This is a genomic window from Hydrogenophaga crocea (assembly GCF_011388215.1).
Classification (GTDB): domain Bacteria; phylum Pseudomonadota; class Gammaproteobacteria; order Burkholderiales; family Burkholderiaceae_C; genus Hydrogenophaga; species Hydrogenophaga crocea.
Genome location: NZ_CP049989.1, coordinates 3,775,208 through 3,801,290 on the forward strand (window position 1 = coordinate 3,775,208; position 26,083 = coordinate 3,801,290).

Consider the following 26,083-nt stretch of genomic DNA (forward strand, 5'->3'; position numbering starts at 1 on the left):
AAGGGCGGCCCCAAGGCCGGCGACTACCATCGCCGCCATGTCAGCGACCCCCGGTGCCCCCACGGCCGATCACCCCGGCGAACTCATCGAACAGGTGCGCGCCGCCGTGGCCCAGGGCCGGCGCCTGCGCATCGCCGGCGGCGGCAGCAAGTCGTCGGTGAGCGGGCCCGTCGAGGGCGAAGCGCTGTCGGTGCGCGGCTGGTCGGGCGTGCTGAGCCACGAGCCGAGCGAGCTGGTCATCACCGTGCGCGCCGGCACGCCGCTGGCTGAGGTCGAGGCCGCGCTGGCCGAACACGGCCAGTGCCTGCCCTTCGAGCCGCCGCACCTGGGCGCGGGCGCCACCGTGGGCGGCATGGTGGCCAGCGGCCTGGCCGGCCCGGCGCGCGCCAGCGCGGGCGGCGTGCGCGACTACGTGCTCGGCGCGCGCCTGATCAACGGCCGCGGCGAGCTGCTCAGCTTCGGCGGCCAGGTCATGAAGAACGTGGCGGGCTACGACCTCAGCCGCGCCCTCGCGGGCAGCTGGGGCCTGCTCGGCGTGATCGCCGACGTGAGCCTCAAGGTGTTGCCCGTGCCGCCCGCCGAGGCCACGCTGCTGTTCCCTCTGGGCCAGCGCGACGCGCTCGAGCAGTTGCACCGCTGGGGCGGCGAGCCGCTGCCGCTGAACGCCTCGCGCTGGCAGGGCGAGCCGCCGCAGGGGCAACTGCTGGTGCGCCTGCGTGGCGCGGTGGCCGCGGTCGAGGCCGCCTGCAACCGCTTGCAGCGCGAGGCCGGCGGCGTGCGGCTCGACACCGCGCAGGCCGGCGCCGACTGGGCCGCGTGCCGCGACCACCGCCTGCCGTTTCTCGCCCAGGCGCCGTCGCCCGCGCACGGCCTGTGGCGCGTGTCGGTGCCACAGACCACGGGGCCGCTGCTCGCGGCCTGGCCGCAGCTCATCGAATGGCAGGGCGCGCAGCGCTGGCTCTGGGCCCCGCCCGAGGCCGAGCGCGAGATCCGCGACGCCGCGCGCGCGGCGGGCGGTCACGCCCAGCTGTTCCGCCAGCCCGCGACCGGCGCCGCGGGCGTGCGCCGCTTCGACACCCCCGCGCCCGCGCTGCAGACCGTGATGCAGCGCCTGCGCAGCGCCTTCGATCCCCACGGCGTGTTCTGCGGCCCCGCCGTGTTCTGACATGCAGACCCAGCTCGCCCCCGAGTACCGAGAGACCGCGGCCGGCCGCGAGGCCGAGGCCATCCTGCGCAAGTGCGTGCACTGCGGCTTCTGCACCGCCACCTGCCCCACCTACCAGCTGCTCGGCGACGAGCTCGACGGCCCGCGCGGGCGCATCTACCTGATCAAGCAGGTGCTCGAAGGCGCCACGCCCACGCGCAAGACCCAGCGCCACCTCGACCGCTGCCTCACCTGCCGCAACTGCGAAAGCACCTGCCCGAGCGGCGTGCAGTACGGGCACCTGGTCGACATCGGCCGCGCGCTGGTGGACGAGAAGGTGCCGCGCCCAGCGGGCGAACGCACCGTGCGCTGGCTGCTCAAGGAAGGCCTGCCCTCGCCGCTGTTCGGCCCCGCGATGAAGCTGGGCCAGGCCGTGCGCGGCCTGCTGCCCGACGCGCTCAAGGCCAAGGTGCCCGCGCCGCGCGACGCCGGCGCCTGGCCCACGCGCACCCACCCGCGGCGCATGCTCATGCTCGCGGGCTGCGTGCAGCCCGGCATGGCCCCGAACATCAACAGCGCCACCGCGCGCGTGCTCGACGCCGCGGGCATCCAGCCCGTGCTCGCGCCCGAGGCCGGCTGCTGCGGCGCGGTGAAGTTCCACCTCAACGACCACGAGGGCGGCCGCGCGCAGATGCGCGCCAACATCGACGCCTGGTGGCCCCACGTGGCGCAAGGCGCCGAGGCCATCGTGATGAACGCCTCGGGCTGCGGTGCCATGGTCAAGGACTACGGCCACCAGCTGCGCGACGACCCCGCCTACGCCGACAAGGCCGCGCGCATCAGCGCGCTCACGCGCGACCTGTCCGAGCTGCTGCCCGCGCTCGTGCCCGCGCTGCGGCCGAAACTGGCGGCCCTGCCCGACGCGCAGCGCGTCATCGCCTACCACCCGCCCTGCACGCTGCAGCACGGCCAGCAGCTGCGCGGCGGCGTCGAGCGCGGCTTGGGCGAGCTCGGCTTCACGGTGCGCACCGCCCGCATCGAGCCCCACCTGTGCTGCGGTTCGGCCGGCACGTATTCGGTGCTCGAGCCCGAGATCGCCACCACGCTGCGCGACCGCAAGCTCGACCACCTGGGCGAGCTGCGGCCTGCGGTCATTGCCAGCGCCAACATCGGCTGCATCACGCACCTGCAAAGCGGCACCGACACGCCGGTGCGGCACTGGGTCGAGCTGCTCGACGAGGCCTTGCAGGCCTGAGCGCCCATGATCCCCGCGCTGGCCACCCTGCTCGTGTTCCAGCTGCTGGGCGAGGTGGCGGTGCGCCTGACCGGCGCACCCGTGCCCGGTCCCGTGGTGGGGCTGGCGCTGCTGTTGCTGGCGCTGCTGCTGCGCCCGAGCGCGCTCGAGGCGATCAAGCCCACCACCCAGGGCCTGCTGCAGCACCTGTCGCTGCTGTTCGTGCCTGCGGGCGTGGGCGTGATGCAGCACCTGCAGCGCCTGGGCGACGAGGCGCTGGCCCTGGGCGTGGCGCTGGTGGTGAGCACCCTGCTGGGCCTGCTGGCCACCGCCTTCACCCTGCTCGCGCTCATGCACTGGCAGGCGCGCCGCGAGGGCCCGCGCGATGGCGGCTGAGTCCCCGCCCAGCCTGATGGCGCTGTGGGTCTACCTCGCGGCCACGCCGCTGCTGGGGCTCACGCTCACGCTGCTCGTGTACCACGGCGCCTTCGTGCTGTACCGGCGCAGCGGCTTCCACCCGCTGGCCAACCCGGTGCCGCTGGCCGTGGCGGTGCTGGCCACGCTGCTCTGGGTCACGGGCACGCCCTACGCCACCTACTTCGAGGGCGCGCAGTTCGTGCACTTCCTGCTCGGCCCGGCCACGGTGGCGCTGGCCGTGCCGCTGTTCGAGCAGATGCACCGCCTGCGCCGCCTGGCCCTGCCGCTGCTCGGGGCGCTGGTGGCCGGGGTGGTGGTCACCACGGTGAGCGCGATCGGCCTGGCCTGGGCCCTGGGCGCCTCGCGCATCACCCTGGCCTCGCTTGCGCCCAAGTCGGTCACCATGCCCGTGGCCATGGGCATCGCCGAGAAGCTCGGCGGCCTGCCCTCGCTCACCGCGGTGCTGGTGATGGCCACCGGCGTGAGCGCGGCGCTTGGCGCGCGCTACCTGTTCGATGCCTTGCGCATCCGGGAGCCCGCGGTGCGCGGCTTCGCGCTCGGCACCATCGCGCACGGCATCGGCACCGCGCGCGCTTTCCAGGTGAGCGAAGAGGCCGGCGCCTTCGCCGGGCTCGCCATGGGCCTGAGCGCGCTGTTCAGTGCGCTGGTGCTGCCGTGGCTGGCGGGGGGCTTGTTACGGGTGTTGTGAGGGCTGGCGTCGACCGGAAGGCCGAGGTGGGAGCGGGTGGCCACGGGCGGTTACGCAGACCCCGGCGTCGGGGCGTTTCCCCGCGCGCCACCCCTTCCCCCAACCCACCGGGTTCACCATGCACAAAGCCAGCAATCCCAACGCCTTCACCCGCAACCTTCATGGCCTCGAGTACCACAAGCGCAACGCCGGCGACGTGGCGCAGAACGTGAAGCGTGGCCTGCAAGCGGTCGTGTTGTTCCCCAAGCACCTGATCGGCCAGGTGCTTGGAGGGGACGTCGAATTCATCGAACCCAGCCGCCACGAGAAGCGCATGGCCTTTCGTCCAGAGGGCAGCAAGACCTACCAGCAGGCCCAGGCCACCGTTGCCGACGAAGCTGTGGCCCGGCACCTTGCGGAAAACGAAGATCAGCGCCTCTTCGGCCGGCTGGGCGTGGACGACCCTGATCAGGCCGAAGCGATGCAGACCTGCGCCGATCGCGCAATGAAAGAACTGTTCGCCAATCAAACGATCGGCGAAACGCTGCTGTTCCAATTCCAGCAGGGCGGCGCCGATGGCCGCGGCTATGTCGAGTTGCCGGTTGCCCAGCGCTACGAACTGCTGCCGGCGGATGCGGACCTGCGCGCAGTGTGTCTGAAGGCCATCGCAGAAGCGATCGCAATCGCGAAACTCGAAGACTGAGCGTCAGCCCGCCCGCTCCACCCCGATCAGCACCCGCTCGAACAGGTCGTTGGCCAGTGCCGCGTAGTGCCGCAGGCACTCGGCCAACTCGTGGGCGTCGAGCGCGCCCTGCTGCTCGCTCAGGCGCGCGCGCAGCACCAGGTGCCGGCTCTCGCGCTCCATGCCGATCACCTCGCCCATGGCGCCGTCGAGGCTGAGATTGAGCGCGAGGATCTCTTCCATCAGCTCCACGGGCCGCGCGTGCGGCCCGATCGGGCCCAGGTCGACATAGCAGAAGACGCCGTCGGGGTCGGCGGCTTCGTCGTGGAAGCTGCCCACCTTCACGCCGTCGAGCACGGTGTCGCGGCTCTCGAACAGCGCTTCGACATCGGCCAGGCCCAGCGCGCGCGACGCGTCTCGGCAGAGTTCACGGAATTGCTCGGGGGTCATGGCGGCCTCTGCATGCGAACGGCAAAAGGCCGATTGCAGCGGCTTCGCGCGCGCCGGTGCTCCGCCGGTTGGCGGATCGAATGGCCGATCCAGGATTGGTCTGATGGCTGCCGTTACCTAAGCCCCGGCGCGGTCTTCCGACTGCCGTCGCAAGTCCTTTCATCCTTTTGACCCAAGCCACCATGAACCGAAACAGCGCATCGATTTCTCCCCCTCCGCCCGCCTTCACCCGAACCCTCACGGGCGCGAAATACCATGAGCGCAACACCCTCGACCTGCTCCAGAACATGGGCCGTGGCTTCGAAGCCGTGGTGCTTTCACCCGTGCACCTGGTGCAGCAGATCACCCGCAACGACGGCCAGCCGGTCCGCTACATCCGGCCGAGCCGGCACCAGCAACGCATGGACGCGCGCCCGGAAGGCGCCAAGACCTACGGGGAGGCGCATGGCACCGAACCCAAGCACAAGGGCGGCCACCGCTGGAACGACCGCGTCGCAAAGTTGATGGACGAAGAGGACGAGATCTTGGCCCGCGACCCTTTCGCGGGCCGCGCTCTCGCGATGCTCAACAAGTTTCCGGAGGGCGGCTCCAATGGCACCAAGGCCGACCCCGTCGGCGAACGCCCCGACAGCGACGGCTGAACCTCAGCCCGCCAGCGCCTTCTCGATGTCCCCCGCGAGCTTCTCGGGGGCGTCCTGCGGCGCGTAGCGCTTGATCACCTGGCCGTCGCGGCCCACGAGGAACTTGGTGAAGTTCCACTTGATGGCCTTGCTGCCCAGCAGGCCCGGGGCCTCGGCGGTCAGCCAGCGGTACAGCGGGTGCGCGTTGGCGCCATTGACGTCGATCTTGGCCATCATGGGAAAGCTCACGCCGTAATTGAGCTGGCAAAAGCCCGCGATCTGCTCGTTGCTGCCCGGGTCCTGCGCGCCGAACTGGTTGCACGGAAAGCCCAGCACCGCGAGCCCGCGCGGGCCGTAGGTGGCGTGCAGCTTTTCCAGCCCCGCGAACTGCGGCGTGAAGCCGCAGGCGCTGGCGGTGTTCACGATCAGCAGCACCTGGCCGCGGTACTGCGAGAGCGGCACGGTCTGGCCGCCGATGGTCTGGGCTTCGAAGGAGTAGACGCTGTCGGGCATGGCGGGTCCTTGGGTGGGGTGGGCAAGTCGGTGAGCGGTCAGACGAAATCTTCACACAGGCCGACCGAAGGGTTCGCCCTGTCACGCAAAAGCAGTCGCTGCGGCGATACTGCGCGGCGTTTCCGAACGTAACCAAACCACCATCACCCACCGATCGGAGCCGTCCATGGGGGCTGCCTACACCGTGGCGCTGGTCGGGTTTTCCCAGACCGAGAGCGCCACCTTCGAATCGTTCTTCCGGCTCGCGGCCCGGCGGCCGCCCGCCTACGAGGTGCAGGAAGAAGTGCTCGACGCCCAGATCCTGGTGGTCAACGCCGACAACGCGCAGGCCCTGGGCCTGGTGCGCGACGCGCAGCTGCCGGGACGGGTGCTGCTCGTGGGCGGGCACGACGGCGGCACCGGCTGGCCGCTGCTGGCCAAGCCGATCCGGCTCGTTTCGCTGCTGGGCGCCCTCGACGCCCTGGTGGGCCTGCGCACCGCGCGGGCCGGCGCGGCCGCCGCCCCCCTGGTCCCGCAGGCCTTCGCGGCCACGGAACCCTTCAAGGCCTCGCAGCTGCAGGGTCTGGACGCGAGCATGCGGCTGGCCAGCGGCAGGCCGCAGGCCGCGCCGCTGCTGGCGCCGGCCGGCCGCACGCGCCGACGCAACTCCGAAACCGAGTTCCCGCCCACGCGGCCGCTCACGCGCGAGGAGCGGCGACAGCACGACGCCGCGCTGCCGGCCCGCGCCGCTGCGGCGCCGGTCACGGCCCCCGTCGCACCGCCCGCGGCCGCGCCCGCGGCGGCCAAGTCCGTGCGCATCCCCTTGAGCGGCCCGACCGATTTCGCGGGTCTGGACGAGCTCTTCAACGTGTCGCCGCCCGCGCCGCGCGCGCGCCACACGCGCAGCGCGCGCGACGAGCCGCCGCTGCCCGAGGCGGCGCGCGGTGACGCCCTGCTGGTCGGGCAGAGCCTGGTCGAGGGCCGCATCCTGCTCAAGCGCTTTCGCAAGTACGAGCTCAGCATCGACTGGTGCCGCGAGCCCGCGCAGGCCCAGGCCATGCTCGACGCGCACCCCTACCGCCTGGTGGTGATCGACCGCCTCGGCGGCAGCCCCGACGCCTTCGCGATCTGCCGCACGGCCAAGCAGCGCAAGAGCGGTCGCCCGGCGCCGGTGGTGATCCTGTTCGCGCCCAGCGCGGGCAGCATGGACCGCATGAAGGCCGGCCTTGCGGGCGCCGATGCCTACCTCTCGCGCTCGGTGGGCGAGGCCGATCTGTACAAGGTGCTCGCGCACCACCACCTGGTCAACCTCAACGGCTTCGCGCCGACCAACGTGGGCAGCTTCTGAAGCGCCCCCGCCGCGGCCTCAGCCGTGCAGGTCGTCGCGGCGCGCGATCTCCAGCAGGCGCTCGATCTCGTGCGCGTGCTCGCGCTGGTTGCGCTTGTGCCACGAGCCGATGAGGGCCATGGTGCCCGCCACCAGCAGGCCGAAGGCGGTGATGGCCGCGAAGGCCGACAGGCCCAGGCCGGTGGAGAAGCTGTAGAACGCGCCCAGGCCCAGGATGCAGGCCTGCTCGTTGAAGTTCTGCACCGCGATGGAACGGCCCGCGCCCATGAGGTTGTGCCCGCGGTGCTGCAGCAGCGCGTTCATGGGCACCACGAGGAAGCCGCCCAGCGCGCCCAGCAGCACGAGGAAGGGCGCAGCCACCCACACGTTGTCGATGAAGTTCATGAACACCACCAGCAGGCCCATGCCGATGCCCAGCGGGATCACGCGCGTGGCGCCGTCGAGCCGCATGCGCAGCGACGCCACCACCGCGCCCACCGCCGTGCCCAGCGCCACCACGCCCACCAGCGCCGAAGCCTGCGTGGTGCTGTAGCCCAGCGCGGCCGCGGCCCAGGCGAGCACGATGTAGCGCAGGTTGCCGCTCACGCCCCAGAACAGCGTGGTGGTGGCCAGCGAGATCTGGCCCAGGCGGTCGCGCCACAGGCGCATGTTGCAGGTCCAGAAGTCGGGCAGCAGCACCAGTGGGTTGCGCGGCATGGGGCGCGGCGTCACGCCGGTGAGCGGGATGCGCAGGTTGAAGGCCGCGGCCAGCGCGTACACCAGCACCAGCAGCGCGATCGCGGCGTCGGGCGCGTTGTCGATGCCCGGCAGCTGCAGCTTCATGAGCAGCGGCGCCACCGCGGGGCCCACGAGCTGGCCGCCCAGCAGCACGCCGAGGATGATGGAGGCGATCGTGAGGCCTTCGATCCAGCCGTTGGCCTTCACCAGCTGCGAGGGCGGCAGCAGCTCGGTGAGGATGCCGTACTTGGCCGGCGAGTACGCCGCCGCGCCCAGGCCCACCAGCGTGTAGGCCAGCAGCGGGTGCACGCCGAACAGCATGAGCAGGCAACCCGCCACCTTGATGGCGTTGCTGATGAACATGACCTGGCCCTTGGGCCTGGCGTCGGCGAACGCGCCCACGAAGGGCGCGAGCAGCACGTAGAACAGCGCGAACATGGGCACCAGCGCGGCGCCCTGCCATTCGGGCGCATGGCGGTGCCGCAGCAGCTCGATGGCCGCGACGAAGAGCGCGTTGTCAGCCAGCGAGCTGAAGAACTGCGCCGTCATGATGGTGTAGAAGCCGCGCTTCATGGCGATGAATCGGTTTGCTGTGCTGCCAGGATGAAGCGGCTCTGCCACGAATGTTCCCGCCGTTGTGCGACAGTTCGTGGCTCGTCTCCGGTCGGGTGGCGCGGGTTATAGCACGGTGATCCGCCCGGGCTGCCGTTAAGCCGCCCCGCCGCTCGGTCTGTCCCGCGCGCCTTGACATTTCTCACGCCATGCCCCGCCCCATCCTGGCCACCGTGCACACCGGCGCCCTGCGCCACAACCTCCAGGTCGCGCGCGAGCGCGCGCCCGACGCCCGCGTCTGGGCCGTGGTTAAGGCCAACGCCTACGGCCACGGCATCGAGCGCGCGTTCGAGGGCCTGCGCGGCGCCGACGGCTTCGCGCTGATCGACCTCGACGAAGCGCAGCGCGTGCGCGCGCTCGACTGGCGCGGCCCCATCCTGCTGCTCGAGGGCGTGTTCGAGCCGCGCGACCTCGAACTCTGCTCGCGCCTGAACCTGTGGCACGCGGTGCACTGCAGCGAACAGATCGACTGGCTGGCCGCGCACAAGACGCAGCAGCCGCACAAGGTCTTCCTCAAGCTCAACAGCGGCATGAACCGGCTGGGCTTCACGCCCGCGGCCTACCGCGCGGCCTGGGCGCGGCTCAACGCGCTGCCGCAGGTCGACGAGATCGGCCACATGACGCACTTCAGCGACGCCGACGGCGCGCGCGGCATCGCGCACCAGGTGGCGCTGTTCGAGCAGGCCACCGACGACCTGCCCGGCGAGCGCACGCTGGCCAACAGCGCGGCCATCCTGCGCCACGCGCGCGGCCCGCTGCGCGGCGCCAGCTGCGTGGCGGCCGACTGGGTGCGCGAAGGCATCGCGCTCTACGGCAGCGCGCCCGACTATCCCGAGCACAGCGCCGCCCACTGGGGCCTGGAGCCCACCATGACGCTGCGCACGCGGGTCATTGGCGTGCAGCAGCTGCAGCCCGGCGACACCGTGGGCTACGGCTCCACCTTCACGGCCACCGCACCCATGCGCATCGGCGTGATCGCCTGCGGCTACGCCGACGGCTACCCGCGCCACGCGCCCGGGGGCACGCCGGTGCTGGTGAACGGCCAGCGCAGCACCACCGTGGGCCGCGTGAGCATGGACATGATCACGGTCGACCTCACGGCCCAGCCCGAGGCCGGCATCGGCAGCGAGGTGGTGCTGTGGGGCCGCGCCGCCAATGGCGCGCGGCTGCCGGTCGACGAGATCGCCCACGCGGCCGGCACCATCGCCTACGAGCTGCTGTGCGCGGTGGCGCCGCGCGTGCGTTTCGAGGTCGACTGAGCGCGCCGCTGCCTCAGCGGTCTTTCGGCACCATCCAGGGCGGCAGCAACGGCGAGATGCACATGTGGCATTCGAAGGGCAGCGCGGCCAGCGCCGGGTAGGCCGACTGGAACGCGGTCTGGGCCTCGTCTTCCTTGAGCAGGCGGGGCTTGATGGTCCAGAAGATCTGGTTGCCCCGCGTCACCGTGTCGGCGCTGAAGCCGCCCAGGAACAGCACCGATCCGCTGGCGACCTGGAACGGCCGCGACAGCTCGGTGTTGCTCACCGCATGGCTGCGCGAGCGCTCCTTGGTGAGCGTGCCGTAGGTGAACCACTGCTTCACCGCGTAGCGGCCGGGCGGCAACTTCACGGCCAGCACCTGGTCCTTCACGTCCTTGGGCCAGGTGCCGTCTTCGCCGAGCGACATCGAGTACTCGGCGTTCGAGTCGAGGTTCTGCAGCACGAAGGCGAAGCCGCCGCTGTTGCTGCGCGAGAACTGGCCGGCCACGTAGGCCATGCCGGTCTCGGGCTTGGCCGTGGTCTGCACGGCCGGCTCGATCGTGGCGCATCCCGTCAGCAGGCCCAGCAGCAGCGCCAGGCCCATCCCCGCAAAACCCCTCATCATGTGCTCCTCGTCCTCGTTGGTGGCGGGCGCGAGCATGCCCCAAGCCGACAATCCGCGCTGTCCCTTCTTTCCCTGATCACGATGAACGCCACACCCGAGATCGTCCGCGCCTTCGCACCCACCGGCCGCCTGCGTGCCTCCATCAACACCGGCAACCCCATCCTCGCCGCACCCGACGCCCAGGCCGGCGCGCGCGGCGTGTCGGTCGATCTGGCGCGCGGCCTGGCCGAGCGCCTGGGCGTGCCGCTCGAGCTCGTGGTGTTCGACACCGCGGGCCAGTCGGTCGACGCGGTGACGCAGGAGCGGGCCGACGTCGGCTTCTTCGCCATCGATCCCAAGCGCGGCGAGGGCATCCACTTCACGCCGCCCTACGTGCTGATCGAGGGTTGTTATGCGGTGCGCAATGATTCGCCGCTGCAGGCCAACGACGAGGTCGACCGCCCCGGCCGGCGCGTGGTGGTGGGCCAGGGCAGCGCCTACGACCTGTTCCTGAGCCGCGAGCTCAAGCAGGCCAGCATCGAGCGCGCGCCCAGCTCGCCCGCGGTGGTGAGCCACTTCGTCGAACACGGCGCCGACGTGGCCGCGGGCGTGAAGCAGCAGCTCGAGGCCGACGCGCAGCGCCTGGGTGGCCTGCGCCTGCTGCCCGGCCACTTCATGGTGATCCGCCAGGCCATGGGCTGCCCGCGCGGCCGAGGCGAGGCCGCCGCGCGCTACCTGAGCGATTACGTCGAGGCCATGAAGGCCGGGGGGTTCGTGGCGGCGGCGCTGCAGCGCCACGGCATCGAAGGCGCGGCGGTGGCGCCCGCGGCCTGAGGGCGGCCGCGCCGCGCGGGCTCAGTCGTCGTCGACGTCCAGCCGCAGGTGGGCGTAGCGCGTGTCGCGGATCGCGGTGTTGAAGCGCCGCGCCAGCCAGTCGGTCTTGCGGTACCAGTTGGGCGTGTCGGCCGCTTCTTCCATGTGGTGGGCGATCGCGTCGCGGAACTGGCGCGCTTCGGTCAGGTGGTCGCGCGCGAGCGCCAGCCCGTTGCGGCGCAGGTGCGCGAACACGTCGATGCAGTGCGGGCCGTCGGCGCAGCGGCGCACCAGCTGGCGCACGAAGCGCCCCGCGGGCGCGGCCTGCTCGGCGAGCTGGTCGCATTCCTTGCGCACGGCCTGCGACAGCACGATGCGCGGCAGGTCGGCCACCTGGCTTTCGAGCTTGTAGGCGCTGAGGAAGGCGGGCCCGAAGACCATGGGCGCGGCCCCGGGCTCGAGGCGGTGCAGCACCTGACCGCGCGCGATGCCGCCGCGGCTCAGGTACTTCTTGGACAGCCACTCGCGCGAGATGTCGAACGCGGTGAACAGCACCGTGGCCAGGCCGGCGGGGGTGGCCGGCGCGGTGGCCACCACGAAGTCCGAGAAGGTGTGGACCCGGAGCGCGTTGTCGCCGAGGCTGCCGAGGTCGAGCGTGTCCAGGAAGTCGTCGACCACGCCGCCCAGGCCGTCGAAGTGCCAGTCGAGCGCCTGGAAGATCGCCGACACGCTGCCGTGCAGCGGCGGGTTCTCGCCCGCGGACTGGTGGATGAGTTCGCTGAAGCCCAGGATGTCGATGAACAGGACGTAGCGGTCTTCGTAGGCGGTGAAGCCCTTGGGCGCGTCGTCCTCGCGCAGCTCGGGCGCGGGATCGGTGTCGCCGGTGGCCGCGGGCAGCGGACGGAACACGGGGCCGAGGCCCGTGCGGCGGGCCGTGCGCCGGGCAGGCGTGGGGCCGGTCTTACGCGGCATCGACGAGGTACTGGCGGAAATAGTCCTCGATGCTCTCGTCGCTGATCTCGCTCGACGCGGTGTCGGCCGTGTAGACCCGCTCCCAGGGGCCCTGGGGCGCGTGCGAGAGGTTCACCAGGCCGCTGCTGGACATGCGGCCGAACTGCGCCAGCACGTCGGCGATGGCGCGCCGCGCGTCGGCGGCGTCGGCGGGCAGTTCGGGCCAGGGCTTGATGAACGGGTCGTCGGCCGACATGGCGTCGGTGCCGAAGACCTTGATGCGGTGGTAGAGCGATTCGAGCACCGGGCCGTACTTCCAGGCCTTGAAGGTCTCGTTGACCAGGGGCCGCCCGTGCCGCGCGAGCATGAGGCCGTGGGCCAGGTACAGCAGCTTCTGCAGCTTGAGGTTGGTGAGCGCCAGGCCCGCACGGTCCGCTTCCACGAGCATGGTCTTGGCGGCGGTTCGGGGTTCGTGCATGGCGGTGGGGGGTGAAGCGGCCGGGCGCGGGCCAGGGATGATCGCCCATTTCGTTCGCACCGAACAGCCCGGGGGTATGCGGACCCCACCGCCGCCAGGGTTCAGCGCCCCGGGGAGCAGGCCGCGAAGCCGTAGCGTTCGCAGAAGGGGTTGCCCAGCACCGGCAGCCAGCGCGGGATGTCGTGGAAGTCGCGCGCCACGGCCGCGAGCACCTCGTCGCGGTAAGGCTGGTAGCGGAAGCCCTCGCCGTCCACATACCAGAAGCGCACGCCGTCGACCTCGTAGGACTGCTTGCGCACGCGCTCGAAATACGGCGCGTAGCGCGCGAGATCGGGCTCGTCGTAATGGAACACGCGGATGGGCCGGCCGTCGTAGGTGCGGAAGTCGACGATCTGGTCGTCCTGGCGCGCGTGGTGGCGGCCCGGGCCGAACACCGGGATGTACACGCCCGCGCGGAACGCGAGCATGGCCGCGGGGTTGTAGGCCTGGGCCATGAGCGTGGCGCCGGCCGGCAGGCCCTGGCGCAGGCCCGCGACCACGGCCGCGTTCTCGCGCAGGAACACCGCGCGGTCGGCCCACTTGGTGTGCGCGAACCACGACAGCGGCGCGAGCGCGATCAGCAGCACCGCCACGAGGTGCGGCAGCGACAGCAGCGTGGTGTAGGTCAGCAGGCGGCGCAGCGGGCGCACGTCGGTGCGCAGGCCGGCCCACACCACGAACACCGGCACGAAGCCCAGCACCCAGTGCAGGCCGATGGTGCGGCGCATGGCCAGCAGCGCGAACACCGCGAACGGGAACAGCCACAGCACCGCGAGCGTGGTGCGCGCGGTGCGGCTCACGCCCTCGGGCGCGCGCGAGCGCGCGGCGCGCCAGAGCCACCAGGGCGTCACCAGGTAGAGCGCCATGGCCACGTAGGTGAGCCAGGTGGTGAGCGACCAGGCCGAGGCCTCGTTGCGGTTGAACACGTTGAACATCACGTGGCTCCAGCCGTGCGTGGCGTTCAGGTACAGGTTGGCCGCGATCGCAGGCAGCGCGGTGGCGAAGACCAGGAACGGCGCCCACCAGCGCTCGCGCCGCCAGCCCCAGGCGTGGGCCGCGTAGGCAAAGCCCAGCAGCGCGGCGAAGTACTTGCTGAAGAAGGCCGCGCCGAGCAGCGCGCCGCACAGCAGGTACCACGCGGTCGCGCGGCCGCCGGCGTCGGCGGTGTCGGCGCCGTCGGCGCGCACATAGGCCCAGAACGACAGCGCCATGAACAGGATCAGCAGCGTGTCCGTGGTCACGAGCACGAACATCCAGCTCCAGGGCATGGCGAGGTAGACCGCGCCCGCCAGCCAGGCCTGGGCCTCGCGCTCCTCGGGCAGCAGGCGGCGCAGCAGGTCGACCACCAGCAGCGCGATCGCGCTCGTCACGAGCAGCGTCACGCTGCGCAGCACCAGGGGCGCGTCGCTCACCGCGTGCAGCAGCGCGAGCAGCCAGCCCACCAGCGGCGGGTGGTCCGAGTAGTGCCAGGCCGGGCGCACGCCCCATTGGTAGAAGAAGGCCTCGTCGCCGGTGAACGGGAACACGCCCGCGAGCAGCAGCTTGAGCGCGAGCGTCGCCGCGAACACCCACCAGAAGACACGGCGCGCGGCCGCGAGGGTCAGGGTGTCCCGGCTCACGCGCGTGTGTCCAAGGCGAGCAGGCTCACGCCCAGCACGATCAGCGTGCAGCCGGCCACGCGCACCCACGAGAAGGGCTCGCCCAGCCAGAGCACGCCCAGCAGCATGGTGACCACGAAGCCCAGGCTCACCAGCGGGTAGGCCAGCGACACATCGAGCCGCGACAGCACCCACAGCCAGAGCACGGCGCTGGCGCCGTAGAGCACCAGGCCCAGCCACACCATGGGGCTGGTGAAGGCCTGCACGTAGGTGCCGGCCACGTCGGCGCCGGCGCCCGAGCCCGGGGCCAGGCCGCGTTTCATGGCCAGTTGCGCGGCCGAGGAGAGCAGCACGCAGAAGACGGCGAGCGACAGGGCGATGGTTTTCATGCGTCAGAGTCCCACGGTGGCCAGCAGGCCGATGCCGATCATCACGGCCAGCGTGGCCCAGCTGAACGGGTCCTTGAGCGCGAAGGCCAGCGGGTCTTCGCCGTGCAGCTCGCGCCGCCCGGTCTTGAGCCACACGCGCATGATCCACAGCAGCAGCACCGGCGCCGCGGCCCACAGCAGGTCGGGCTGGTGGTAGAGCGCGCGGCTGTTGGGCGAATCGATGTAGAGCGCGAGCACCATCACCGCCATGAAGCCGCTGGACATGCCCATGGCGCGCAGCGAGGGCAGGTCGCGCGGCTGGTAGCCGCGGCCCGGTGCGGGGGCCTTGTCGGAATCGACCGCTTCCTCGAGCTCGGCGCAGCGCTTGACCAGCGCCAGGCTCAGGAACAGGAAGATCGAGATCGCGAGCAGCCAGTTCGACAGGTCCACCCGCGTGGCCAGCGCGCCGGCGCCGATGCGCAGCGTGTACAGCGTGGCCAGCAGCAGCACGTCGAACAGCGCGATGCGCTTCCAGCGCATCGAATAGCCCAGCGTGAGCGTGGTGTAGAGCGCGAGCATGGCGGTGAACGGCCAGCCCACCCAGACCGCGAGCGCGAAGGCCACGGCGATCATGCCCAGGCCCAGCGGCACCGCAGTGGCGATGCGCACCGTGCCCGCGGCCAGCGGGCGCAGCCGCTTGATGCGGTGCACGCGGTCGTTGGGCAGGTCGAGCAGGTCGTTGACCAGGTAGGTGGCCGAGGCGCACAGGCCGAAGGCCACGAAGGCCACGATCACCTGCCCCCACAGCACCGGGTCGAGCGAGTGCGCGGCCAGCAGCGGCAGGAAGATCAGCCCGTTCTTGGACCACTGCTTGAGCCGGATCGCGCGCAGCAGCGTCTTGAGCGAGGGCGAGCGGTGCTCGAAGGTGTGGGCCACCGGCTGGCGCGCGCGCAGCGTGCGCAGCACGCCCGCGGGCGTGTTCACCGCGATCGCCTGCGCGCTGCCTTCCCACACCGGCAGGTCGTCGGCGCTGTTGCCCGCGTAGGCCCAGCGCTCGTGGCCGTTCGCGCGCGCGTGCGCCGCGATGGCCTCGCGCTTGTTCGCGCGGCTCAGGTTGTGCTGGCCGTCGGACGTGCCCAGCACGTCGCTGAAGAAGCCGAAGTGGTCGGCCACGCGCTGCACGATGCGGCGGTCGGCCGCGCTCGCCAGCACCAGGGTGCGGCCGCGCGCGTGCTCGGCGCGCAGGAAGGCCACGAAGTCTTCGCGCCAGGGCAGGCCCTCGGGCTCGGGCACCACGGCGTCGGCCAGCGCGCGCTTGAAGCCGGCCTTGCCGCGCGGCAGCCAGCCGATCATGCGCAGCAGGTTGCCCGGGTGCTGGCGCAGGAACAGCATCACCGACTCGTGCAGGGTGTCGCTGGGCGTGAGCGAACCGTCCAGGTCCACGTACAGCGGACAGTCGTCGGGCGAGGGCGTTTGCATGCGGCGGGGGAGTATCAAGGGGGGTCGGGCGATTCTAGGGGGCCCCCTTGACACGGCCGCCTACCCGAACAGCCAGTTCCACCCCCGTTGTGTGAGATCGATCGCGACCTGGCCGAACGCCACCGTGTAGGCCACGGCGCCCACGCCCGCCGCGCTGGCCGCCAGCAGGGCCAGGCCGTCGCGGAACATCCAGCCCAGGCCCAGCAGCACCAGGCTCAGGCTGGGCAGCACGTTGCCGAAGGGCAGCGGCAAAAAGATGATGAAGGCCATGACCGCGATCCACGCGCCCCACCAGCCGCGCGTGCCTTCGTGGCGCCAGGCCTGCCAGCGCGGGCGCAGCCAGCGGTTGGCGCGCTGGTAGAGCCAGGCCAGGCCGTGCAGGCTGCGCAGCGACCAACGCTCGTTGAGCGAGAGCCGGCCCAGCGAGGCCGGCAGCGCCACCTGCTCGCGGCCGCGGGCCCAGTACCAGCCCAGCGCGCCGATGAAAAAGCTCACGAACCAGCCCGCACCGCCCACCGGGATCAGGGTGAACAGCGACAGCAGCATCACCAGCACCGGCAGCGAGCCCTCGCCGTGCAGGCTCAGGAGCTCGGCCAGCGACAGGCGCAGCGGGCCGTCGGCGGGGCCGGGCGTGCGCGCACGCCGCTCGTGCCGGATGGCGGCGCGGCGCAGGTGGCGGGCGAGTGGTGACTTCATGGGGCGGCGATGCTGGTGTGCTCCCATGACCCTTTGAAGACGCGCGAGGTTCCCGCGCGCGCCTGTCGCGCCCGCGCCACGCTGGCGCGGGCCACGGCGCGGTCAGGCCAGCGCGGCGTCGGCCGCGCTGCTCGCGCGGCGTGGCGTCACCAGCACCTGTTCACCCTCGCGCAGGCCCAGGGCCTGGAACTGGGCCGTGCCCAGCCGGGCCTCGATCAGGTCGTGCCCGCCCGAGGCCGGTTCGAGCTCGAGCCACACCACCGGGTCGAGCACCAGGGCGCGGCGCAGCGTGGCCACCACGCCGCCGTTGCCGGCCTCGCCGGGCTGCAGGCGGCGCACCTCGAGCTCGTGCGGGCGCAGCGGGCGCGTGCCGTCGCCCACCAGCGGCACGCCGCCGAGAAAGCGCGCCACGAAGGGCGTGGCCGGGTGTTCCCAGACCTCGCGCGGGCTGCCCACCTGCTCGATGCGGCCGCGGTTCATCAGCACCACGCGGTCGGCCACCTCGAGCGCCTCCTCCTGGTCGTGCGTCACGAAGATGCTGGTCACGTGCAGCTCGTCGTGCAGGCGGCGCAGCCAGCGGCGCAGCTCCTTGCGCACCTGGGCGTCGAGCGCGCCGAAGGGCTCGTCGAGCAGCAGCACCTTGGGCTCGACCGCCAGCGCGCGCGCCAGGGCGATGCGCTGGCGCTGGCCGCCCGAGAGCTGCGCGGGGTAGCGGTCGGCCAGCCAGTCGAGCTGCACCAGCTTGAGCAGCTCCTGCACCTTGGCGCGGATCTGCTTCTCGCTGGGGCGTTCGCCGCGCGGCTTCACGCGCAGGCCGAAGGCCACGTTGTCGGCCACCGTCATGTGGCGAAACAGCGCGTAGTGCTGGAACACGAAGCCCACGTTGCGCTCGCGCACGTGCACGTGCGTGCTGTCTTCGCCGCTGATCACGATCTGGCCCGCGTCGGCCGTTTCCAGGCCCGCGATGATGCGCAGCAGCGTGGTCTTGCCGCAGCCCGAGGGGCCGAGCAGGGCCAGCAGCTCGCCGCTCTCGATGTCGAGCGAGATGTTGTCGAGCGCGTGGAAGTTGCCGAAGTGCTTGGCGATGTTCTGGACGTTGATGCTCATGGGTGGACTCCGGCGATGGCGGGCGCGTCGGTGCGCGGGCGTTCGGGCGGCAGCTCGGCCAGGGCCTTGAGCTCGCGCTCCATGCGCCACTCGGCCACGGTCTTGATCACCAGCGTGACCAGGGCCAGCAGCGCCAGCAGCGAGGCCACCGCAAAGGCCGCCACCGACTGGTATTCGTTGTAGAGCACCTCGACGTGCAGCGGCATGGTGTTGGTCTGGCCGCGGATGTGGCCCGAGACCACCGAGACCGCGCCGAACTCGCCCATGGCGCGCGCGTTGCACAGGATCACGCCGTAGATCAGGCCCCACTTGATGTTGGGCAGCGTGACATGCCAGAAGGTCTGCCAGCCGCTGGCGCCCAGCACCTGCGCGGCCTGCTCTTCGTCGTTGCCCTGGGCCTGCATCAGCGGGATCAGCTCGCGCGCGATGAAGGGAAAGGTCACGAACACCGTGGCCAGGATGATGCCGGGCACGGCGAACACGATCTTGATGTCGTGCGCGGCCAGCCAGGGGCCCAGCCAGCCCTGCGCGCCGAACACCAGCACGTAGATCAGGCCGGCCACCACGGGCGAGACCGAGAACGGCAGGTCGATCAGCGTGGTGAGGAAGGCCTTGCCGCGGAACTCGAACTTGGCCACGGCCCAGGCCGCGGCCACGCCGAACACCAGGTTGAGCGGCACCGCGACCGCGGCCGTGAGCAGCGTGAGGCGGATCGCGGCCCAGGCATCGGGCTCCTTGAGCGCTTCCCAGTAGGCGTCCCAGCCCTTGCGCAGCGCCTCGGTGAACACGGCCGCCAGCGGCAGCACCAGGAACAGCGCCATGAACACCAGCGCGAGGCCGATCAGCGTGCGGCGCACCCAGGGCGCCTCGTTGCGAACCACGCTCATGCCATGGCCCCCCCGGAGCGCTTGCGCTGCCAGGCCTGCAGGCCGTTGATGACCAGCAGCAGGATGAAGGAGATGCCCAGCATCACCGAGGCCACGGCCGTGGCGCCCGCGTAGTCGTACTGCTCGAGCTTGGCGATGATGATCAGCGGCGTGATTTCCGAAACCATGGGCATGTTGCCGGCGATGAAGATGACCGAGCCGTACTCGCCCACGGCGCGCGCGAAGGCCATGGCGAAGCCCGTGAGCAGCGCGGGCGCGATGCCCGGGAAGATCACGCGCGAGAAGGTCTGCCAGCGCGTGGCGCCCAGGCAGGTGGCGGCCTCTTCGAGTTCCTTCTCGGTGTCTTCGAGCACCGGCTGCACCGTGCGCACCACGAAGGGCAGGCCGATGAAGATCAGCGCGATCACCACGCCGTTGGGGTTGAACGCGAGCTGGATGCCCAGCGGCGCGAACACCTGGCCCACCCAGCCGTTGTCGGCCAGCAGGGCCGTGAGCGAGATGCCGGCCACCGCGGTGGGCAGCGCGAACGGCAGGTCCACCAGCGCATCGACGATCTTCTTGCCCGGGAAGCGGTAGCGCACCAGCACCCAGGCCACGAGCAGGCCGAACACCACGTTGACCAGCGCCGCGATCAGCGAGGCGCCGAAGGTCAGGCGGTACGAGGCGAGCACGCGCGGCGAGGCCACGGCGTCGACGAACTGCGCCCAGCTCATCGAGAAGGTCTTGAACAGCAGCGCCGACAGCGGGATCAGCACGATCAGCCCGAGGTAGAACAGCGTGTAGCCCAGCGTCAGCTTGAAGCCCGGCAGCACGCGGCGCGTGGCGCGCCGCGCGCCGGGCGCTGCCGGCAGGGGCAGCGTGGCGGCGGTCATGGTCAGCGCACCGTGTAGAGCTGGTCGAACTTGCCGCCGTCGTTGAAGTGCACTTTCTGCGCTTCACCGAGCGAGCCGAAGTACTGGTCGACGGTGAACAGCTTGATCGGCTTGAAGGCGCTCGCGTATTTCTTGAGCAGCGCTTCCGAGCGCGGGCGGATGTTGTGCTTGGCGGCGATCTCCTGGCCGGCCTCGGAATAGAGGAAGTCGAGGTAGGCCTTGGCCTCGGCGGCCGTGCCCTTCTTGGCCACGGTGCGCTCCACGATGGCCACCGGGTTCTCGGCCACGATGCTTGCGCTCGGGTGCACCGCGTCGACCTTGCCGGCGCCGAATTCCTTGTCCACCGACACCACCTCGGACTCGAAGGTGATCAGCACGTCGCCGATGTTGCGTTGCAGGAAGACGCCGGTGGCGTCGCGGCCGCCGCGCGCGAGCACCGGCACGTTCGCGTAGAGCTTCTTCACGAACTCGGCGGCCTGCTCGTCGCTGCCGCCCTTGGCGCGCACCTGGCCCCAGGCCGCGAGGTAGGCCATGCGGCCGTTGCCGCCGGTCTTGGGGTTCACCACCACCACCTGCACGCCGGGCTTGATCAGGTCGTCCCAGTCCTTGATGTTCTTGGGGTTGCCGTTGCGCACCAGGAACAGCATGGTCGAGGTGGTGGGCGCGGCGCCGTTGGGAAACTTCTGGCGCCAGTCCTTGGCCACCACGCCCTTGTCGGCGAGGAAGTCGATGTCGGTGGTGGTGTTGAAGGTCACCACGTCGGCGTCCAGGCCGTCGGCCACGGCGCGCGCCTGCGCGCTCGAACCGGCGTGCGACTGGTTCACCACCACGGTCTTGCCGGCCTTCTTCTGGGCCTCGACGAAGGCGGTGTTGATGTCCTTGTAGAACTCGCGCGCGACGTCGTAGGACACGTTGAGCAGCGTGGTCTGGGCCGAGGCCAGGGTGCTGAGGGCCAGGCCGAGGGCGGCCACGGTGGAGCGAAGAGCGGTGTTCATGGTCGTTGCGCGGTGTTTCCGGGAAGGACGCGGATTCTGGAAGCGCAGGCCCCAAAACCCAACGAACTTGTTTTTGTGTCCTTATGCCGCTGAGGCATGTAGCACGGCGGGCGCCGCGGGCTGCGGCACCTCGGCGCCCAGCGACTGCAGCAGCGCCAGGCCCAGCGGCCATTCGCCGAAGCCCGAATCGACGTTGATGTGGCCGGCGCCGGGCAGGCGCACGAACTCGCTGCCCCAGGCGCGCGCATAGGCCCCCGCCAGGCGCACCGGGCAGAAGGGGTCGTTGTCGCTGGCCACGAGGATGTGGCGGTAGGGCAGGCGCTGGTAGGGCACCGGCGCGAAGTCGGCCAGCGCGCCGCGGCGCTCGGGGTCGGCCGGGGCCACCAGCAGCGCGCCGCTGATGCGCTGCGCCACCTCGGGCGGCAGGTGCGCGGTGGCGATGCAGCCCAGGCTGTGCGCCACCACCACCACAGGGCCTTGCGCACGCAGGATGGTTTCGCCCAGCCGCGCCACCCAGGGCGCGCGCAGCGGCGAGACCCAGTCGTCCTGCTCCACGCGCAACACACGGGGCAGGCGCGCGGCCCACAGGCTCTGCCAGTGCGCCGGGCCGGAATTGCGCCAGCCCGGCACGATGACCACGGTGGGGGCGTTCATGTTCGGGAATGCTCTTGAGGTGATGGGCCGGCCATTCTGTTGGCCGGGCCTGCGTTCACCAACGACCGTGTTTTTATTTGCTTATGTGATCCGGCGCCGGGCCGCCCCAAGCCGGATCAGCCCCCTCGGGGGGCAGCGACCCGCGCAGCGGCGGAGCGTGGGGGCTCACGCTTTCAGGGCATATGCGGGCAGCGGCGGTTCGCAGGGAAACGGCGCGCCGCTGGCCGATTCGGCGGCGTCGTCGAACGGGGGCGGCTCGACGCTGGTGCCGGGTTCGTCGTCGGGGGCCGACGGCAGCAGCGGCTCCCACCAGGGGTCGGCCGCGCCGCGCTCGCGCCGCACCACCGGCTCCAGCGTGCGCGCCAGTTGTGCGAGCTGGCGCTGGCGGCGCGCGATCGCGCGCCCGCTCGCGCGCAGTTGCGGCGAGGCCAGCAGTTCGTCGGCCGCGCCGTCGCAGGCCCGGGCCAGCGCGGTGAGCCGGCGCGAGAGCCGCTCCACGCTGTCGCCGGCGGGCGCGGCTTCGCCGGCCGGCAACTGGGCGATCCATTGCAGCAGCAATGCACGCAGCAGCGTGTCGTGCGCTTCCTGCGCGCTCGCGCCGCCGCGCGCCTCGAGCGCGCGCAAGCGCCGCAGCACGCGGCCCGGCGTGGCCAGGCGGTGCCTGCCGGCGTGGCGCAGTGCGCCCCAGGCCGAGTGGCGGCGGTCGTTCGCGTCCAGCGCCTTGAGCGCGGCCATCAGCGGCGAGGCCGGCGCCGAGACCGCGCGGGGCGCGCCGGGCGGCGCGTCCAGCGGCACCACGGGCGGGTGCGGCCAGGGCGGCGCCGGGTCGGCGCCTTCGGTCGGGGCCTCGTCGAACAGCCGCAGCCCGAAGCGGTCGGCCAGCACCGCGCGCAGCAGGCGGCGGTGGCCGTCGGCGGGCAGCACCTGCGCGGCGTCGCGCAAGGCCTCGAGCGTGTCGGGCGGCAGGTCGAGCCCGCGCAGCAGGTGCTCGCTCGCGCAGGGCGCCGTGCCCTTCGGCGCCAGGGCCACGGCGTGCAGCTGGTGCAGGTGCCATTCGAGGCTGAGGTAGGGGTTGTGGCACAGGGCCTCGCGCGCCGCGCCATCGAGCGCGGGGTCGGCGTCGAACTCGCCCAGGCAGAGGCGTTCGATGGCCTGGGGCCCATGTGCCTGCACGAAGCGCAGCGCCGCGCGCTGCTGTGCGCGCGCGCGCCGCTCCTCGCGGTGCAGGTGCCACGCGAACGCGCCGAGCGCGAACATGAAGCCGGCCGCCATCACGCCCCCGATCAGCGCCCCGGGCAGCGTGGCCAGCGAGGCCACGCCCGCCAGGGCGAGCGCGCTGCCCACCACCACCAGCGGCAGGTTGAGCGCGCCCACCAGGCCCTTGAGGCGGCGCAGGCGGCCCACGGCACCCAGCCGGCGCTGGGTGCGCCAGCGCCGCGCGCGTGCGTGCGCCAGGTTGTCCAGGGTCTGGCGCAGCATGGCGCGCCGCAGCGGGTCGGGATCGGCCTGGTGCCACTGGCGCAATGCCACCAGCCGGGCCACTGCATCGTGTTCGGCGAGCGCGAGGCGGCGCGCGCGGCGGTTCAGGCGCGCGCCGCCCTGCACGTCGAGCCAGGCGCTCAGCGCGCTCAGGGGCGCGAGCACGCAGGTGATGCCGCCGGCCGCGCCCGCGAGATCGCCCGCCAGCGGCGCTGCGGCCGTGGCCTGCACCGCCTTGGCCGCGAGGCTGCAGGCGATGCCCGTGAGCTCGGCCGGGGTCTTGGCGGGCTGCAGGCGGCCGTCGCGCAGCAGCACGAGCTGCTCGTCGCTGAGGTGCTCGAAGGGCCCGTGCTTCAGGCCGCGCAGGCGCTGCGGCAGCGGCACCCGCTGCGTGGCGTCGAGCGCGGCGATCTGTTCGGCCAGGGCGTCGCGCTCGGCCGCGGCGTCGCACGCGGCGCGCTCGCGGGGGGCCTCACCGGGCCGCTCGAGCCAGGCCGCGCGCAGGCACAGCGCGCGCTCGGCGAGCACCAGGTGGTCCAGCCGCAGGCCGCGCAGCCGCGCGGCCGCTTCGCGCTCACGTTCGGGCAGCAGAGCCTCTTCGAGGCCCGCGAGCAGGCGCAGCAGCACCTGTTGGTTGAAGCGCCCCACGCCGAGCGCCGCGGCGAGCGCGGGTTCGGTGTCGCCGCCGTCCACGCGCTGCTGCAGCCGGTGCAGCAGCAGGTGCTGGCGGCCCAGCAGGGCGCAGAAGCGGCGGTGCTGCTGCTCGGCGTCGTGGTGGCTGCGCTGCGTGAGCCAGCTGTCGTAGAGCGAGAACAGCGCGCTCGTGACGCCGAACACCCCCGCCACCCAGGCCTCGCCCGCGGCCGCGCCGAGGCGCGTGGCCACCACGCTGCCGCCCCAGCTCGCGCAGGCCGCCGACATCACCCCGAGTTGCCGCAGCAGCCCGTGCGAGACGGCCGTGGTGCTGACGACCAGGGCCTGGCCGGTGACCAGGCGATCGGCGGCGCGTGCGGGCGGCGGGTCGAGTTCGACCAGGGCCGACGCGGCACGCGGCCGGGCGGCGCGGGCCGGGCCCGACGGCGGTGACTTCATCATGGTGGACGTCTCCTGGGTGGGGGCGGCAGGGCCCGGCGCTGCGCATGAGTGGCCGCGCGCCGTGTCTCGTCATCGACCAGAATGGCGCCCGCATGCCCACGCCACGCCCGTCCGCACCGCGCAACCGCTACGACCGCCTCGAATGGGCCGGCGCCTTCGGCGACCTCGGCACGCTGATCCCGTTCGTGGCCGCCTACATCGGCGTGCTCGGGATCGACCCCTTCGGCGTGCTGTTCGCGTTCGGCCTGTCCATGGTGGCGTGCGGCCTGGTCTACCGCACGCCCTTTCCGGTGCAGCCCATGAAGGCCATCGGCGCGGTGGCCTCGATCCAGGCGGTGCAGAGCGCGGTGGTCACGCCCGCCGCGGTGCACGCCGCGGCCTTCGCCACCGGGTTGCTGTGGCTGCTGCTGGGGCTGAGCGGGCTGATGGCCCGGCTGGCGCGCTGGGTGCCACCAGCGGTGGTGATCGGCATCGTGCTGGGGCTGGGCATGGGTTTCATGCTGCAGGGTGTGCGCATGGCGCTGGGCACGCCGGGGCAGTGGGGCGTGGCCGCGGTGGGCGCGGGGCTGCTGCTGGCGCTGCGTGGCCAGCGCCGCGTGCCCGCGATGTTCGTGCTGCTGCTGTTCGGCGTGGGCGTGGGCGCGTGGCAGCGGCCCGAGCTGCTGCAGCAGCTCGCCACCTTCTCGCCGTCGCCGCGGCTGCCGGCCTTTGCGCTCGGCGGCGTCGGCGCCCAGGAGCTCTTCGTGGGCGTGGTGCTGCTCGCGCTGCCGCAGCTGCCGCTCACGCTGGGCAACGCGGTGATCGCGGTGACCGCCGAGAACAACCGGCTGTTTCCGCAGCGGCCGGTGAGCGAGGGCCGCGTGGCCGTGTCCACCGGCCTCATGAACCTGTTGGGTGGCGCGGTGGGCGGCGTGCCCATGTGCCACGGCGCGGGCGGCATGGCCGCGCACGTGGCCTTCGGCGCGCGCACCGGCGGCTCGGTGGTGATCCTGGGCAGCGTGCTGCTGGTGCTCGCGCTGGGCTTCAGCCACGCGGTTCAGACCTTGTTCGCGCTGTTCCCGCCCGGGGTGCTCGGGCTGATCCTGTTCGCCACCGGCCTGCAGCTCGCGCTGGGCAGCAGCGTGCTGCCCGCGGCGCGCGGCGAGCGCGCGGTGGTGCTGGCGTGCGCGGGTCTGTGCCTGTGGAACGTGGCCGCGGGCTTCGGCGTGGGCCTGTTGCTGCATGCGCTGTGGCGGCGAAGCGGCGGGCGCGGCTGATCACAGCGCGCGCAGGAAGGCCAGCAGGGCCTCGGTGTCGGCGGCGTCGAGCGCCACCGGCCGCAGCAGCGGCGAGAGCGTTTGCGCGCAGGCGTGCAGCGGGTCGCGCTGCGCTTCGGGCCGCCCGCGCGGTTCGCCACCGCCGCGCGTGTACAGGTGCAGCACGCCGCGCAGCGAGCCGAACAGGCCGTGGTGCATGTAGGGCGCGGTGAGCGCCACGTGGCGCAGACCCGGCGTGCGAAAGCGCCCCACGTCGTCGCAAGCGCCGGTCACGCTGTGGCGGCCCGTGTCCTGCGAGGGCTCGCCGATGAAGGCGATGCCCAGGGTGTGGAAGCGGCCGTCGCTGAGCGTGGGGCCGAAGTGGCAGTTGGCGCAGCGCGCGCGGGTGCGGAACAGGTGCAGGCCGCGCAGCGCGGCGTCGCCGAGCGCGCGCGCATCGCCCTGCGCGAAGCGGTCGAAGGCGCTGCGGCGGTGCAGGCCGCGCTGGTAGGCCGCGAGCGCTTCGCCGAGCAGCGCCGGGCCGTTCGCCGCGTCGGCGCCCAGCGCGCGCCAGCGTCGCGCATCACCGGGCGCCTGTGCCACGGCGCGCCACGCGGCCGCGAGCGAGGGCTGGCCCATCTCGCGCGCATCGGTGAGCGCACGCAGCGACTGCGCCGCGAGCGAGTCGCTCGCGCCGTCCCAGCCCCAGGACGCGCGGGCCGCGACGTCGAGCAGGCCCGGCGGGTTGCGCAGGCCCCGGCGGCCGTGCACACCCGCGGCGCGCGCTGTGCGCACGGTCCAGCCCTGGTCGGGGCGGTGGCAGCTGGCGCAGGCCACGCGGCCCGTGGCCGACAGGCGCGGGTCGTGGAACAGGCGCTCGCCCAGGCGCGCGAGCGCGGCCTCCCGGCCGGTGGGCGCAGGCGGTGCGGGCAGCGCGCCGAGCTCCACGAAGGCCACGCCGGGGTCGATCGTGGGCGCGGGCCAGGTGGCGGGCGGGCCCGCGTAGGCGCGCCGCAAGCCCTCGTCGGCCGGTGCCGCCGAAGCGCCGCACAGCAGCGCGAGCGCGCAGGCCAGGGGCTTGAACACGGCGG

27 protein-coding genes are annotated in these 26,083 nt (G+C 72.5%); 10 read left to right on the plus strand and 17 right to left on the minus strand.

All coding sequences use genetic code 11. The annotated features are described in order from the left end of the window. Positions 1 to 37: 37 nt before the first annotated feature. The 5 genes from glcE (at position 38) to G9Q37_RS17900 (ending at position 4,186) form a co-directional block, all read left to right on the plus strand. Positions 38 to 1,165 (plus strand): glycolate oxidase subunit GlcE, encoded by a 1,128-nt coding sequence (gene glcE / locus G9Q37_RS17880; protein ID WP_166229336.1) that lies wholly within the window; start codon positions 38 to 40, stop codon positions 1,163 to 1,165. A 1-nt stretch (position 1,166) separates the two neighbouring features. Then, positions 1,167 to 2,399 carry a glycolate oxidase subunit GlcF gene (gene glcF, locus G9Q37_RS17885; protein ID WP_166229338.1) on the plus strand — a complete coding sequence of 411 codons (1,233 nt, stop codon included), beginning with the start codon at positions 1,167 to 1,169 and terminating at the stop codon, positions 2,397 to 2,399. Positions 2,400 to 2,405: 6 nt separating this feature from the next. Next, positions 2,406 to 2,774: a CidA/LrgA family protein gene (locus G9Q37_RS17890; protein WP_166229340.1), complete on the plus strand. Its 369-nt coding sequence runs from the start codon at positions 2,406 to 2,408 to the stop codon at positions 2,772 to 2,774. Continuing rightward, entirely contained in the window at positions 2,764 to 3,504 is a 741-nt protein-coding gene (locus G9Q37_RS17895; RefSeq protein WP_166229342.1) for an LrgB family protein, read from the plus strand. The genes G9Q37_RS17890 and G9Q37_RS17895 overlap by 11 nt, the downstream gene beginning before the upstream one ends. A gap of 118 nt (positions 3,505 to 3,622) precedes the next feature. Continuing rightward, positions 3,623 to 4,186 (plus strand): hypothetical protein, encoded by a 564-nt coding sequence (locus tag G9Q37_RS17900; RefSeq protein ID WP_166229344.1) that lies wholly within the window; start codon positions 3,623 to 3,625, stop codon positions 4,184 to 4,186. Positions 4,187 to 4,189: 3 nt separating this feature from the next. On the opposite strand, the gene G9Q37_RS17905 is transcribed toward G9Q37_RS17900, so the two are convergent. Further along, entirely contained in the window at positions 4,190 to 4,615 is a 426-nt protein-coding gene (locus G9Q37_RS17905; RefSeq protein WP_166229346.1) for a CesT family type III secretion system chaperone, read from the minus strand. A gap of 182 nt (positions 4,616 to 4,797) precedes the next feature. On the opposite strand from G9Q37_RS17905, the gene G9Q37_RS17910 reads away from it, so the two are divergent. Beyond that, positions 4,798 to 5,256 (plus strand): hypothetical protein, encoded by a 459-nt coding sequence (locus G9Q37_RS17910; protein WP_166229348.1) that lies wholly within the window; start codon positions 4,798 to 4,800, stop codon positions 5,254 to 5,256. 3 nt (positions 5,257 to 5,259) lie between these two features. Here the strand turns inward: G9Q37_RS17910 and G9Q37_RS17915 are convergent, their stop codons facing one another. After that, positions 5,260 to 5,748 (minus strand): glutathione peroxidase, encoded by a 489-nt coding sequence (locus G9Q37_RS17915; protein WP_166229350.1) that lies wholly within the window; start codon positions 5,746 to 5,748, stop codon positions 5,260 to 5,262. A 166-nt stretch (positions 5,749 to 5,914) separates the two neighbouring features. Here G9Q37_RS17915 and G9Q37_RS17920 point away from each other — a divergent pair, with 166 nt between their 5' ends. Beyond that, positions 5,915 to 7,075 carry a response regulator gene (locus G9Q37_RS17920; RefSeq protein WP_166229352.1) on the plus strand — a complete coding sequence of 387 codons (1,161 nt, stop codon included), beginning with the start codon at positions 5,915 to 5,917 and terminating at the stop codon, positions 7,073 to 7,075. Between the two features lie 18 nt (positions 7,076 to 7,093). Here the strand turns inward: G9Q37_RS17920 and lplT are convergent, their stop codons facing one another. After that, positions 7,094 to 8,365 carry a lysophospholipid transporter LplT gene (gene lplT, locus G9Q37_RS17925; protein WP_166229354.1) on the minus strand — a complete coding sequence of 424 codons (1,272 nt, stop codon included), beginning with the start codon at positions 8,363 to 8,365 and terminating at the stop codon, positions 7,094 to 7,096. Between the two features lie 188 nt (positions 8,366 to 8,553). Here lplT and alr point away from each other — a divergent pair, with 188 nt between their 5' ends. After that, positions 8,554 to 9,663: an alanine racemase gene (alr, locus tag G9Q37_RS17930; RefSeq protein WP_166229356.1), complete on the plus strand. Its 1,110-nt coding sequence runs from the start codon at positions 8,554 to 8,556 to the stop codon at positions 9,661 to 9,663. A 13-nt stretch (positions 9,664 to 9,676) separates the two neighbouring features. Here the strand turns inward: alr and G9Q37_RS17935 are convergent, their stop codons facing one another. After that, the gene (locus tag G9Q37_RS17935; protein ID WP_166229358.1) at positions 9,677 to 10,303 is read right to left on the minus strand and encodes a hypothetical protein; all 627 of its coding nucleotides are present in this window, start codon (positions 10,301 to 10,303) and stop codon (positions 9,677 to 9,679) included. 45 nt (positions 10,304 to 10,348) lie between these two features. Between G9Q37_RS17935 and G9Q37_RS17940 the strand changes: the two genes are divergently transcribed. Continuing rightward, entirely contained in the window at positions 10,349 to 11,080 is a 732-nt protein-coding gene (locus G9Q37_RS17940) for an ABC transporter substrate-binding protein (protein WP_166229360.1), read from the plus strand. Between the two features lie 21 nt (positions 11,081 to 11,101). Here G9Q37_RS17940 and G9Q37_RS17945 read toward each other — a convergent pair whose 3' ends face one another. From G9Q37_RS17945 to G9Q37_RS18000, 12 genes are all read right to left on the minus strand, one after another. After that, complete coding sequence (locus G9Q37_RS17945) at positions 11,102 to 12,031, minus strand: hypothetical protein (RefSeq protein ID WP_166229362.1); 930 nt, start codon at positions 12,029 to 12,031, stop codon at positions 11,102 to 11,104. Further along, positions 12,021 to 12,488, minus strand: a complete 468-nt coding sequence (locus G9Q37_RS17950) for a Panacea domain-containing protein (RefSeq protein ID WP_166229364.1) — start codon at positions 12,486 to 12,488, stop codon at positions 12,021 to 12,023. Before G9Q37_RS17950 ends, G9Q37_RS17945 begins: the two co-directional genes overlap by 11 nt. A gap of 101 nt (positions 12,489 to 12,589) precedes the next feature. Beyond that, complete coding sequence (locus G9Q37_RS17955; protein WP_166229366.1) at positions 12,590 to 14,146, minus strand: ArnT family glycosyltransferase; 1,557 nt, start codon at positions 14,144 to 14,146, stop codon at positions 12,590 to 12,592. Continuing rightward, positions 14,143 to 14,514: an SMR family transporter gene (locus G9Q37_RS17960; protein ID WP_166229368.1), complete on the minus strand. Its 372-nt coding sequence runs from the start codon at positions 14,512 to 14,514 to the stop codon at positions 14,143 to 14,145. The genes G9Q37_RS17955 and G9Q37_RS17960 overlap by 4 nt, the downstream gene beginning before the upstream one ends. Positions 14,515 to 14,517: 3 nt before the next feature. Further along, on the minus strand, positions 14,518 to 15,972 hold the full coding sequence (locus G9Q37_RS17965) for a UbiA family prenyltransferase (RefSeq protein ID WP_166229370.1): 1,455 nt from the start codon (positions 15,970 to 15,972) through the stop codon (positions 14,518 to 14,520). 60 nt (positions 15,973 to 16,032) lie between these two features. Next, positions 16,033 to 16,668 carry an exopolysaccharide biosynthesis protein gene (locus G9Q37_RS17970; protein ID WP_166229372.1) on the minus strand — a complete coding sequence of 212 codons (636 nt, stop codon included), beginning with the start codon at positions 16,666 to 16,668 and terminating at the stop codon, positions 16,033 to 16,035. A 102-nt stretch (positions 16,669 to 16,770) separates the two neighbouring features. Continuing rightward, positions 16,771 to 17,775, minus strand: coding sequence for a sulfate/molybdate ABC transporter ATP-binding protein (locus tag G9Q37_RS17975; protein WP_166229374.1), 1,005 nt, complete (start codon positions 17,773 to 17,775; stop codon positions 16,771 to 16,773). Further along, entirely contained in the window at positions 17,772 to 18,662 is an 891-nt protein-coding gene (gene cysW, locus G9Q37_RS17980; RefSeq protein WP_166229376.1) for a sulfate ABC transporter permease subunit CysW, read from the minus strand. Before cysW ends, G9Q37_RS17975 begins: the two co-directional genes overlap by 4 nt. Next, the gene (gene cysT, locus G9Q37_RS17985; protein ID WP_166229378.1) at positions 18,659 to 19,534 is read right to left on the minus strand and encodes a sulfate ABC transporter permease subunit CysT; all 876 of its coding nucleotides are present in this window, start codon (positions 19,532 to 19,534) and stop codon (positions 18,659 to 18,661) included. Before cysT ends, cysW begins: the two co-directional genes overlap by 4 nt. 2 nt (positions 19,535 to 19,536) lie before the next feature. After that, positions 19,537 to 20,529: a sulfate ABC transporter substrate-binding protein gene (locus G9Q37_RS17990; RefSeq protein WP_166229380.1), complete on the minus strand. Its 993-nt coding sequence runs from the start codon at positions 20,527 to 20,529 to the stop codon at positions 19,537 to 19,539. Positions 20,530 to 20,610: 81 nt separating this feature from the next. After that, entirely contained in the window at positions 20,611 to 21,183 is a 573-nt protein-coding gene (locus tag G9Q37_RS17995; RefSeq protein WP_166229382.1) for an RBBP9/YdeN family alpha/beta hydrolase, read from the minus strand. Between the two features lie 165 nt (positions 21,184 to 21,348). Continuing rightward, complete coding sequence (locus G9Q37_RS18000) at positions 21,349 to 23,757, minus strand: hypothetical protein (RefSeq protein ID WP_166229384.1); 2,409 nt, start codon at positions 23,755 to 23,757, stop codon at positions 21,349 to 21,351. A 92-nt stretch (positions 23,758 to 23,849) separates the two neighbouring features. Between G9Q37_RS18000 and G9Q37_RS18005 the strand changes: the two genes are divergently transcribed. Further along, complete coding sequence (locus tag G9Q37_RS18005) at positions 23,850 to 25,013, plus strand: putative sulfate/molybdate transporter (protein ID WP_166229386.1); 1,164 nt, start codon at positions 23,850 to 23,852, stop codon at positions 25,011 to 25,013. On the opposite strand, the gene G9Q37_RS18010 is transcribed toward G9Q37_RS18005, so the two are convergent. Then, a complete protein-coding gene (locus G9Q37_RS18010; RefSeq protein WP_166229388.1) occupies positions 25,014 to 26,078 on the minus strand; it encodes a cytochrome-c peroxidase in 1,065 nt (354 codons plus the stop codon). Positions 26,079 to 26,083 lie beyond the last annotated feature (5 nt).